The 11522-nt window shown below is 67.6% G+C and carries 8 protein-coding genes and 1 pseudogene; 5 read left to right on the plus strand and 4 right to left on the minus strand.

Annotation, left to right across the window (positions count from 1 at the left end):
* Positions 1–264 precede the first annotated feature (264 nt).
* The 4 genes and pseudogenes from AB0D57_RS37555 to aceE all read right to left on the minus strand — a co-directional run bounded on the left by AB0D57_RS37555 (position 265) and on the right by aceE (position 6935).
* Positions 265–1044, minus strand: a complete 780-nt coding sequence (locus tag AB0D57_RS37555) for a potassium channel family protein (protein WP_362084029.1) — start codon at positions 1042–1044, stop codon at positions 265–267.
* A 114-nt stretch (positions 1045–1158) separates the two neighbouring features.
* Positions 1159–3558 (minus strand): excinuclease ABC subunit UvrA, encoded by a 2400-nt coding sequence (locus AB0D57_RS37560; RefSeq protein WP_362084032.1) that lies wholly within the window; start codon positions 3556–3558, stop codon positions 1159–1161.
* A 181-nt stretch (positions 3559–3739) separates the two neighbouring features.
* Positions 3740–3832 (minus strand): annotated as a pseudogene (locus tag AB0D57_RS37565) (VOC family protein); the annotation flags it as partial.
* 370 nt (positions 3833–4202) lie between these two features.
* Positions 4203–6935 (minus strand): pyruvate dehydrogenase (acetyl-transferring), homodimeric type, encoded by a 2733-nt coding sequence (gene aceE, locus AB0D57_RS37570; RefSeq protein WP_362084035.1) that lies wholly within the window; start codon positions 6933–6935, stop codon positions 4203–4205.
* A gap of 421 nt (positions 6936–7356) precedes the next feature.
* Between aceE and AB0D57_RS37575 the strand changes: the two genes are divergently transcribed.
* The 5 genes from AB0D57_RS37575 (at position 7357) to AB0D57_RS37595 (ending at position 11212) form a co-directional block, all read left to right on the plus strand.
* Positions 7357–7785, plus strand: coding sequence for a DUF3052 domain-containing protein (locus AB0D57_RS37575; RefSeq protein WP_362084038.1), 429 nt, complete (start codon positions 7357–7359; stop codon positions 7783–7785).
* Between the two features lie 233 nt (positions 7786–8018).
* The gene (locus AB0D57_RS37580) at positions 8019–8477 is read left to right on the plus strand and encodes a peroxiredoxin (protein WP_362084068.1); all 459 of its coding nucleotides are present in this window, start codon (positions 8019–8021) and stop codon (positions 8475–8477) included.
* Between the two features lie 113 nt (positions 8478–8590).
* Positions 8591–9166, plus strand: a complete 576-nt coding sequence (locus AB0D57_RS37585; protein ID WP_362084041.1) for a TerD family protein — start codon at positions 8591–8593, stop codon at positions 9164–9166.
* A 201-nt stretch (positions 9167–9367) separates the two neighbouring features.
* The gene (locus tag AB0D57_RS37590) at positions 9368–9943 is read left to right on the plus strand and encodes a TerD family protein (protein ID WP_362084044.1); all 576 of its coding nucleotides are present in this window, start codon (positions 9368–9370) and stop codon (positions 9941–9943) included.
* Between the two features lie 126 nt (positions 9944–10069).
* Positions 10070–11212: a DUF475 domain-containing protein gene (locus AB0D57_RS37595; protein ID WP_362084047.1), complete on the plus strand. Its 1143-nt coding sequence runs from the start codon at positions 10070–10072 to the stop codon at positions 11210–11212.
* Positions 11213–11522 lie beyond the last annotated feature (310 nt).

Below are 11522 nucleotides of genomic sequence, written 5' to 3' on the forward strand. Positions count from 1 at the left end.
CGGGGGTATCCGCAAGACAGCGGATACCCCCGGACATGCCTCAAGGGGCGCGAGGCCATGACACGCGTGGACGCGACAAGCCCCCACCGGCCGGCAGCCGACGAACGACCGTCAGGGGCGCGGGGAACTGCGCGACAAGCCCCCCACCAACCCGCAGCCTACGAACGACCCCTTAAGGGGCGCGGGGCTGTGACATTGTGCGGCTCCGCCGCGTGGGCGCGACAAGCCCCCACCGGCCGCAACTCCAAAAGCCGGCCCCGCGCGCTAGCGCGAACGCTCTTCCCCCGGCACCGGCACCGGCACCGGAACAGCATGCCGACCACCCCCCGACAGTGAAGCCACCTCCGCCCGCAATGCCCGCACCTCCTCCGCCAACGCCTCGATCGCCGCCGTCTGCCGCCGCTCCTCCACGTCGTCCTTCTCGAACCGGGCAATGAACCACGCGGCGATGTTGGCCGTGACGACACCGAGCAGCGCGATCCCGGAGAGCATCAGCCCGACCGCGATCATGCGGCCCAGACCGGTGGTCGGCGCGTGATCCCCGTACCCCACCGTCGTCATCGTCGTGAACGACCACCACACCGCGTCGCCCAGATTCCTGATGTTCCCGTCGGGCGAATCCCGCTCCACCGACAGCACCGCGAGCGAGCCGAACATCAGCAGTCCGATCACCGTGCCCCCGACATACGTCGTCAGCCGGATCTGCGAGGCCATCCGGGCCCGCCGCCCCACCAGCAGCAGCGTGGAGACCAGCCGCAGCAGCCGCAGCGGCTGAAGGAGCGGCAGGATCACCGCGCACAGGTCCAGCCAGTGCCTACGGGCGAAGTCCCGCCGACGCGGGGCCAGCGCGAGCCGTACGAGGTAGTCCGCGGCGAACGCCGCCCACACCACCCACTCCGCCAGCGTGCACGCGTGGATCAGCCCGGGGCTCGCGGCGCTGTCCACGATCGGCACGGCGTACGCGACGGTGAAGGCCACCGCGAGCGCCAGCAGAGGCCGTTGCGTGCGCTGTTCCCAACGGGCTTGTGCCGATTCATCCTTCATGTGCGCATCGTAGGTAATACGGATTCCGCGCGGTGACGCAGCATCGGCTGCCGCGTCACCGCGCGGGTCGACCACCCGGGCACGACGGAGTCACCGTCTCCGCGCGGGCCTCGGTCAGATGCCGACGTAGGCCGCGAGGTGCTCGCCGGTGAGGGTGGAGCGGTCGGCGACGAGGTCCGCGGGGGTGCCCTCGAAGATGATTTTGCCGCCGTCGTGGCCGGCGCCGGGGCCGAGGTCGATGATCCAGTCGGCGTGCGCCATGACCGCCTGGTGGTGCTCGATGACGATGACCGACTTGCCGGAGTCGACGAGCCGATCGAGCAGACCGAGCAACTGCTCGACATCGGCGAGGTGGAGGCCGGTGGTCGGCTCGTCGAGTACGAAGACGGACCGGTCGCCGCCCTTGTCGGCCATGTGGGTGGCCAGCTTGAGCCGTTGGCGCTCGCCGCCGGACAGCGTGGTGAGCGGCTGGCCGAGGGTGAGGTAGCCGAGCCCGACGTCGGCGAGCCGGTCGAGGATCTTGTGCGCGGCCGGGGTGTGCGCCTCGCCGGCGCCGAAGAACTCCTCGGCCTCGGTCACCGACATCGAGAGCACCTCGCTGATGTCGCGCCCCCCGAGGTGGTACTCGAGCACCGAGGCCTGGAACCGCTTCCCCTCGCACTCCTCGCAGGTGGTGGCAACGCCTGCCATCATCGCCAGGTCGGTGTAGATGACGCCGGCGCCGTTGCAGGTGGGGCAGGCGCCTTCGGAGTTGGCGCTGAACAGCGCCGGCTTGACGCCGTTGGCCTTGGCGAAGGCCTTGCGGATCGGTTCGAGCAGTCCGGTGTACGTCGCCGGGTTGCTGCGCCGTGAGCCGCGGATCGGGGTCTGGTCGATCGAGATCACATTTTCGCCGGCGGGAATCGACCCGTGTACGAGGGAACTCTTGCCGGACCCGGCGACGCCGGTGACGACGGCCAGCAGGCCGAGCGGGATGTCGACGTCGACGTGTCGCAGGTTGTTCGCCGCCGCGCCGCGGATCTTGAGCGCGCCGGTGGACGTGCGCACCGACGTCTTGAGGGCGGCCCGGTCGTCGAGATGGCGGCCGGTGACGGTGTCACTGGCCCGCAGCCCCTCGAGGGTGCCCTCGAAGCAGACGGTGCCGCCCGCCGTACCCGCGCCGGGGCCGAGGTCGACGACGTGGTCGGCGATCGCGATCGTCTCCGGCTTGTGCTCCACGACGAGCACCGTGTTGCCCTTGTCCCGCAGCCGGAGCAGCAGCTCGTTCATCCGCTGGATGTCATGGGGGTGCAGGCCGATGGTGGGCTCGTCGAAGACGTAGGTGATGTCGGTGAGCGAGGAGCCGAGGTGGCGGATCATCTTGACGCGCTGTGCCTCGCCGCCCGACAGCGTGCCCGCCGGCCTCTCCAGCGAGAGGTAGCCGAGGCCGATCTCCACGAACGAGTCGAGGGTCCCCTGCAGCGCGGTGAGCAGCGGCGCCACCGACGGCTCGTCGAGTCCGCGGACCCATTCGGCCAGGTCCCTGATCTCCATCGCGCAGGCGTCGGCGATGCTGATCTGCTCGATCTTCGACGACCGGGCCCCCTCGCTGAGCCGGGTGCCGTCGCACTCGGGGCAGGTGGTGAAGGTGACCGCCCGCTCCACGAACGCCCGGATGTGCGGCTGCATCGCCTCCTTGTCCTTGGACAGGAAGGACTTCTGGATCTTGGGGATCAGTCCTTCGTAGGTGAGGTTGACGCCGTTGACCTTCACCTTGGTCGGCTCGCCGTAGAGGAAGTCCTGCATCTCCTGCTTGGTGAACGTGCGGATCGGCTTGTTCGGGTCGAGGAAGCCGGACTGGGCGTAGAGCCCCACGGTCCACTGGCTGTCCGACTTCCAGCCGGGGATGGTGAACGCGCCGTCGGCGAGCGACTTGGAGTCGTCGTAGAGCTGGGCGAGGTCGATGTCGGAGACCTTGCCCCGGCCTTCGCAGTGCGTGCACATGCCGCCGGTGCGGTTGAAGGTCGCCTTCACCGCTTTCTTGGCACCGCGCTCGACGGTGATCGCACCGCTCGCCCGGACCGAGGCGGTGTTGAAGGAGTACGCGCCGGGCGGGCCGATGTGCGGCTTCCCGAGCCGGCTGAAGAGGATGCGCAGCATCGCGTTGGCGTCGGTGGCGGTGCCGACCGTGGAGCGGGGGTCGGCACCCATCCGTTGCTGGTCGACGCTGATCACCGTCGTCAGCCCGTCGAGCACGTCGACCTCGGGCCGCGCCAGTGTCGGCATGAAGCCCTGCACGAAGGCACTGTAGGTCTCGTTGATCAGCCGCTGCGACTCCGCGGCGATCGTGTCGAACACCAGCGAGCTCTTGCCCGAGCCGGACACGCCCGTGAACACCGTCAGCCGGCGCTTCGGGATCTCGATGCTGACGTCCTTGAGGTTGTTCTCGCGCGCCCCGTGCACGCGGATCAGATCGTGGCTGTCGGCAGCGTGCGGCGCGGGCGACTGTGTGTCCGTCGTCGTGGCCATGCTCATCGTGTCTCCATCTGTTGGGCGGGGCCGCCTGGCTCGATCCGACCAGCGTCGGGCAGCACGTCCGGTTTTACTTTGTCGGCGCGATCGCGGCAACGGTCCGCTGTCCCGTCCCCGTCGAGGAACAGCGGAACGGGTGCGCCGCACCGTTCGCCGGACGGCTGGATCAGCGCTTCTCCTGGATGCGGACCTCGAAGCCGAGGGCGTCGCGGTAGAAGGCCAGGGAGGCGCCCGGGTCGTTGTGCGGGAGGAAGCTCGCGTGCAGGGTGATGTCCATGGCAGCCACGCTAGGGCCTGTCTGGAGTTGTGATCTGGGCTCGCGGGGCGTGGCACGCACGCTCGCCGCGTTGCCGAAATGCCCTAGTAGCTCCGCTACGAGGGCCTTCCGGCGCCTTGCGATCGCACGCACCACGCCCCGCTCCCTGATCCAGATCACAACTCCAGACAGACCCTAGGGCGGCGCGGAGCCCGGCGCTTCTCGAATCCTGACCGGTCCGGTGACACCGCGGGCGAGCACCCCGACGAACCGCTCCGGTTCGCCCACGGGTCACGCCCACGAGTCCCATGAGTCCCACGAGTAATACGGCTCGGCACCAGGAAGGGCGGCGGAGCCACAGGCCCCGCCGCCCTTCCGTTCGCCGTATGTCCTACGCGTCGCCGCCCGCGGCCCCCGGGTCGGCCGACGTCACGTCGAGCAACTGGTAGCGGTCGATCGCCTGCTTCAGCGCCGAGCGGTCGATCTTGCCCTCGCGCGCCAGCTCGGTCAGCACCGCGACCACGATCGACTGCGCGTCGATGTGGAAGAACCGCCGGGCCGCCCCACGGGTGTCCGCGAAACCGAAGCCGTCCGCGCCGAGGGACTGGTACGTCCCCGGCACCCACCGCGAGATCTGGTCCGGAACCGATCGCATCCAGTCGGACACGGCCACGAACGGCCCCTGCGCGGCGGACAGTTTCTGCGTGATGTACGGAACGCGCTGCTCCTCCTCGGGGCGCAGCAGATTGTGCTGCTCCACCTCGACGGCCTCGCGCCGCAGCTCGTTCCAGGAGGTCGCCGACCAGACGTCGGCGCGCACGTTCCACTCCTCGGCGAGGATCCGCTGCGCCTCGATCGCCCACGGGACGGCGACACCGGACGCCATGATCTGCGCGGGAATGGCGCCCTGATCACTGGACTTCAGGCGGTAGATGCCCTTGAGGATGCCGTCCACGTCAACGTTCTCCGGTTCAGCCGGATGCTGGATCGGCTCGTTGTAGACGGTCAGGTAGTAGAAGACGTCCTCGCTGTCCGGACCGTACATCCGGCGCAGGCCGTCCTTCACGATGTGCGCGATCTCGAAGCCGTACGCCGGGTCGTAGGCGACACAGCCCGGGTTCGTCGAGGCGAGCAGCTGCGAGTGGCCGTCCGCGTGCTGCAGACCCTCACCGGTCAGTGTCGTACGACCGGCGGTCGCGCCGAGTACGAATCCGCGCGCCAACTGGTCGGCCATCTGCCAGAACTGGTCGCCGGTGCGCTGGAAACCGAACATCGAGTAGAAGACGTAGACCGGGATCAGCGGCTCGCCGTGCGTGGCGTACGCCGAACCCGCCGCGATCAGTGACGCCGTGCAGCCCGCCTCCGAGATGCCGTCGTGCAGCATCTGGCCGGTCGGCGACTCCTTGTACGCGAGCAGCAGATCGCGGTCCACGGACTCGTACTGCTGGCCGAGCGGGTTGTAGATCTTCGCGCTCGGGAAGAACGAGTCCATACCGAAGGTGCGGTACTCGTCGGGCGCGATCAGCACGAAGCGCTTGCCGATCTCCTTGTCCCGCATGAGGTCCTTGAGGAGCCGTACGAACGCCATGGTGGTGGCGATCGACTGCTGGCCCGAGCCCTTCCGCACCGCCGCGTATGTCTTGTCGTCCGGAAGGGCCAGCGGCTGCGACCGCACGACGCGCGTCGGGACGTACCCGCCGAGCCCCTTGCGGCGGTCGTGCATGTACTGGATCTCCTCCGAGTTCCGACCCGGGTGGTAGTACGGCGGCGGGCCGTCCTCCAGCTGCTTGTCGGAGATCGGCAGGTGCAGCCGGTCGCGGAAGTGCTTGAGGTCGGCGACCGTCAGCTTCTTCATCTGGTGCGTGGCGTTGCGGCCCTCGAAGTTCGGGCCCAGCGTCCAGCCCTTGACCGTCTGCGCCAGGATCACCGTCGGCTGGCCCTGGTGCTCCTTGGCCGCCGAGAACGCCGCGTAGATCTTCTTGTGGTCGTGTCCGCCGCGGCCCAGGTGCAGGATCTGGTCATCGGTCATGTTCTCGACCATCGCGCGCAGCCGGTGGTCGTCACCGAAGAAGTGCTGGCGGATGTACGCGCCGGTCTCGGTGGCGTACGTCTGGAACTGGCCGTCGGGCGTGATGTTCAGCTTGTTGACGAGGATGCCGTCCCGGTCCTGCGCCAGCAGCGGGTCCCAACTGCGGTCCCAGACCAGCTTGATGACGTTCCATCCGGCGCCGCGGAACTGCGACTCCAGCTCCTGGATGATCTTGCCGTTGCCGCGCACCGGCCCGTCGAGGCGCTGCAGATTGCAGTTGACGACGAAGGTCAGGTTGTCCAGGCCCTCCCGAGCGGCGATGGACAACTGCCCGAGCGACTCCGGCTCGTCCATCTCGCCGTCGCCGAGGAACGCCCACACGTGTGACGCGGAGGTGTCCGCGATGCCGCGCGCCTCCATGTAGCGGTTCATCCGCGCCTGGAAGATCGCGCTGAGCGGGCCGAGGCCCATGGAGACGGTCGGGAACTCCCAGAAGTCCGGCATCAGCCGCGGGTGCGGGTACGAGGACAGCCCGTACGGCGCCTTCGACTTCTCCTGCCGGAAGGCGTCGAGCCGCTGCTCGCTCAGCCGGTCGAGCAGGAACGCGCGGGCGTAGATGCCCGGCGACGCGTGCCCCTGGAAGAAGATCTGGTCGCCGCCGTCGCCCCGGTCCTTGCCACGGAAGAAGTGGTTGAAGCCCACGTCGTAGAGCGAGGCGGAGGAGGCGAACGTGGCGATGTGGCCGCCGACGCCGATGCCCGGCCGCTGGGCCCTGGACACCATCACGGCCGCGTTCCAGCGGGTGGCGTTCAGGACCTTGCGCTCGATCTCCTCGTTGCCGGGGAAGAAGGGCTCGGCCTTGGTGGGGATGGTGTTGACGTAGTCCGTGCTGCGCATCTCGGGCACGGCCACGCGCTTCTCGCGGGCCCTCTCGATCAGCCGCAGCATCAGATACCGGGCACGCTCGCGGCCGCGCTCGTCGACGGCGGCGTCGAGGGAGTCGAGCCACTCCTGCGTTTCTTCAGGGTCGAAGTCCGGGACCTGACTGGGAAGGCCGCCAATGATGATCGGGTTGCGATCGGATCCGGAAGCCACGCTGTTCCTTCACTGTCAGAGGGCCACTTTTCCTTGTCTGCGCCGTTCCCCATCGTGTACCTCGGGAGCGGAATCGTCATCTCTACCGAGAGGTAACCGAGACATTCCTGCAGACCGTTGGGACGGGCCAGACCAAAACGTAACGATACGCTGCAGTCCATGACGCGTTCCGCAAAGTCGTTCGGGTCTCGTAGGCTTCAGGGGTACCCAAATTCGCAAACCGAACATATCGGTGTGGCCTGCGTCACCCAGAACCGTGATTCCATGGCTGGAGTTGCGTCGACACCGCCAGGATCGTCACCGTTTCGGCGGTCTTGACGGCCGGGTACTTGCGCGATCCGTCCCGCCCGTGTGGACTACGGCCAACGCCACGCGCACGCGCGTGGCTGACATCTACCGCAAAACAATCAGGAGGCAAGCCGTGAGCGCGACCGCGGACCACGCGGAGGAGCGGACCAACCCGGCCGCCAGGCTGGGGTTCGAGCCCGGACAGGTGGTCCAGGAGATCGGCTTCGACGACGACGTTGACCACGAGCTCCGTGAAGGTATCGAATCGTTGATCGGCCAGGATCTGGTCGATGAGGACTACGACGACGTCGCTGACGTCGTGCTGCTGTGGTTCCGCGACGAGGACGGCGACCTCACGGATTCTCTGGTGGACGCCATTGGTCTCCTTGAGGACGGCGGCATGATCTGGCTGCTGACCCCGAAGACCGGCCGGGACGGTTACGTCGAGCCCAGCGACATCAGTGATGCCGCACAGACCGCCGGTCTCTCCCAGACGAAGAGCATCTCCGTGGGCAAGGAGTGGTCGGGCACCCGCCTGGCCACGCCCAAGTCGAAGCGCTGAGCTCCCGCTCCGTCTGCCGCAGCACATCATGTGAGGCCCCCACCGACGAACGGTCGGCGGGGGCCTCACCCATGGGCTGACCCAGGGGCCGACCCATGGGCCGGCTCGTGCCCGAGGCCATGGGCCGGTCCATGAGCCGCGCCGGGACCGGCCGGGTCGCGCCGGGGCGCGCGGCGGACGCTGCGTAGGCTGGGCGTCACCCGAACAGCCCCTTCGAAGGGAAACGTGTGACTATGGCGATCGAGGTCGGCACCGAGGCCCCGGACTTCGAGCTCAAGGACAACCACGGGGCGACCGTGAAGCTGTCCGACTTCCGTGGCAAGAAGAACGTGGTGCTGCTCTTCTACCCGTTCGCCTTCACCGGCGTGTGCACCGGGGAGCTGTGCGCCCTGCGCGACGAACTGCCGAAGTTCGTCAACGACGAGGTCCAGCTGCTGGCCGTCTCCAACGACTCCATCCACACCCTGCGCGTCTTCGGCGAGCAGGAGGGCCTGGAGTACCCGCTGCTCTCCGACTTCTGGCCGCACGGCAACACTTCGCGCGCGTACGGCGTCTTCGACGAGGACAAGGGTTGTGCCGTGCGCGGCACCTTCATCATCGACAAGGCGGGCGTCGTCCGCTGGACCGTCGTCAACGGTCTGCCGGACGCGCGTGACCTGAATGAGTACGTAAAGGCGCTCGACACCCTGTGATTGTTCGGTTCCAGGCCCTGCGTGGTGTGGGAACCCGTCACTAGGATCGACACGTTGATCCGATACCAACGCATTACGGGGCTCCCCGCCCCTGGACACCATTGGGAGGACTCGTGGGAGTCAGTCTCAGCAAGGGCGGCAACGTATCTCTGACGAAGGAGGCCCCGGGACTGACCGCGGTCATCGTCGGTCTGGGATGGGACGCCCGCACCACCACCGGCGTCGACTTCGACCTCGACGCCAGCGCCATCCTGACGAACGCGGACGGCAAGGTCAGTTCCGACCAGAACTTCGTGTTCTTCAACAACCTGAAGAGTCCGGACGGCTCGGTCGAGCACACCGGGGACAACATCACCGGTGAGGGCGAGGGCGACGACGAGCAGGTCAAGGTCAACCTCGCCGCCGTCCCGGCCGAGGTCCAGCGGATCGTGTTCCCGGTCTCGATCTACGACGCCGAGAACCGCCAGCAGTCGTTCGGCCAGGTCCGCAACGCGTTCATCCGCGTCGTGAACCAGGCCGGCGAGGCGGAGATCGCGCGTTACGACCTCTCCGAGGACGCCTCGACGGAGACCGCGATGGTCTTCGGCGAGCTGTACCGCAACGGCGCGGAGTGGAAGTTCCGCGCCATCGGCCAGGGCTACGCCTCGGGCCTGCGCGGCATCGCGCAGGACTTCGGCGTGAACGTCTGAGCCACTCCGAGCCGTACGGCCTTCGGCTCATCGGTCCGGCGCCGCACCCTCGGGCGCGGCGCCGAGGCCCGCTGAACAACCCGCTGTGTTGTCCCGGGGGGACAGCCCCGGACCCCCCGGCCGGAAAACGGGTTGGCCAGGGGCCCGGCGGGGATATCGCCTGCAAAACCGCATGAACGCTTCACCGGGGAGGAACAGATCATGGGCGTCACGCTCGCCAAGGGAGGCAATGTCTCCCTCTCCAAGGCCGCACCCAACCTCACGCAGGTGTTGATCGGGCTCGGCTGGGACGCGCGCTCGACCACCGGAGCCGACTTCGACCTGGACGCCAGCGCCCTGCTGTGCCAGTCCGGCCGGGTGCTCGGCGACGAGTGGTTCATCTTCTACAACCAGCTCAAGAGCCCGGACGGCTCGGTGGAGCACACCGGTGACAACCTCACGGGTGAGGGCGACGGTGACGACGAGTCGATCCTGATCGACCTCTCCAAGGTGCCGGCTCACGTCGACAAGATCGTCTTCCCGGTCTCCATCCACGACGCCGACAACCGCGGCCAGACCTTCGGCCAGGTCAGCAATGCGTTCATCCGCGTGGTCAACCAGGCCGACGGCCAGGAGCTCGCCCGCTACGACCTCTCCGAGGACGCCTCCACGGAGACCGCGATGATCTTCGGTGAGGTCTACCGCTACAACAGCGAGTGGAAGTTCCGCGCGGTGGGTCAGGGGTACGCGTCCGGCTTGCGCGGCATCGCCCTTGACTTCGGGGTCAACGTCTCCTAGGCCCTGTCGGCCTAGGGCCCGCCCACGTCAGCCGAAGGGGCGGCCCTTTAGACTTCGTGGTCAACAGTAGGTAAAGCCGAGTGCGGCGCGGGGGAGACCCGTACACACACGATGATTGGGTAGCCAGTGCTTCTGAAAACCTTCGGCTGGTCGTTTGCGGTCACCGCGCTCGGCCTCGTCGCAGCGGTCTTCTACGGGGGGTGGACCGGCTTCGGCATCGTGGCGATCCTCTCCATCCTGGAGATCTCGCTGTCCTTCGACAACGCGGTGGTCAACGCCGGAATCCTGAAGAAGATGAGTGCCTTCTGGCAGAAGATCTTCCTCACCATCGGTGTGCTGATCGCCGTATTCGGCATGCGGCTGGTCTTCCCCGTCGTCATCGTCGCCGTCAGCGCGCAGCTGGGTCCGATCGAGGCCGTCGACCTCGCGCTGAACAACAAGGACCGCTACGAGCAGCTGGTCACCGACGCCCACCCGGCGATCGCCGCCTTCGGTGGCATGTTCCTGCTGATGATCTTCCTCGACTTCGTCTTCGAGGACCGCGACATCAAGTGGCTCGGCTGGCTGGAGCGGCCGCTGGCCAAGCTCGGCAAGATCGACATGCTGTCTGTCTGCATCGCGCTGATCGTGCTGATGATCTCCGCCATGACGTTCGCGACCCACGCCCACCAGCACGGCGGCATGCACGTCGACAAGGCGTCGACGGTCCTGCTCTCCGGCATCGCGGGCCTGATCACGTACATGGTCGTCGGCGGACTCTCCGGCTACTTCGAGGACAAACTCGAGGAAGAGGAGGAGCGGGAGCACGAGGCGGAGGAGGAGGCCGAGCGGACCGGAAAGAAGAAGCCGGCCATCGTCCTCGCCGGCCAGGCCGCGTTTTTCATGTTCCTCTACCTCGAGGTCCTGGACGCGTCGTTCTCCTTCGACGGTGTCATCGGCGCCTTCGCCATCACCAACGACATCGTGCTGATGGCCCTCGGCCTCGGCATCGGCGCCATGTACGTCCGTTCGCTCACGGTCTACCTGGTCCGCCAGGGCACCCTCGACGACTACGTCTACCTGGAGCACGGCGCGCACTACGCGATCGGCGCCCTCGCCGTGATCCTCCTGGTCACCATCCAGTACCAGATCCACGAGGTCATCACCGGCCTCGTCGGCGTCATCCTGATCGGCTGGTCCTTCGTCTCGTCCGTGCGCCGCAACAGGGCGCTGGCTGCGGCTGAGGGAAAGACCTCGGACGACAAGGCTGAGATCTCCTCCGGGGTCTGACGCGCACCCCCTTTTTAAGGGCTCGGTTCGCCTCCGGGGCGCTTGTGCCGGTGTCGACAGCCCGATCGTGCTCGGCCCTTCGGGCGTCCGTGCGCTCGGCTTCTCGACACCGGCGCGCCCCTTCGGCTCACGCACCCTTTTTTAAGGGCTCGGTTCGCCTCCGGGGCGCTTGTGCCGGTGTCGACAGCCCGATCGTGCTCGGCCCTTCGGGCCTCCGTGCGCTCGGCTTCTCGACACCGGCGCGCCCCTTCGGCTCACGCACCCTTTTTTAAGGGCTCGGTTCGCCTCCGGGGCGCTTGTGCCGGTGTCG

The sequence above is a fragment of the Streptomyces sp. NPDC048275 genome (genome assembly GCF_040652275.1).
Classification (GTDB): Bacteria; Actinomycetota; Actinomycetes; order Streptomycetales; family Streptomycetaceae; genus Streptomyces.

Bases quoted from the DNA above. Each gene is read 5' to 3' on its own strand.
- AB0D57_RS37555 (WP_362084029.1), bottom strand. From the start codon at position 1,044: ATGAAGGATGAATCGGCACAAGCCCGTTGGGAACAGCGCACGCAACGG.
- AB0D57_RS37560 (WP_362084032.1), bottom strand. From the start codon at position 3,558: ATGAGCATGGCCACGACGACGGACACACAGTCGCCCGCGCCGCACGCT.
- AB0D57_RS37580 (WP_362084068.1), top strand. From the start codon at position 8,019: ATGGCGATCGAGGTCGGCACCGAGGCCCCGGACTTCGAGCTCAAGGAC.
- AB0D57_RS37590 (WP_362084044.1), top strand. From the start codon at position 9,368: ATGGGCGTCACGCTCGCCAAGGGAGGCAATGTCTCCCTCTCCAAGGCC.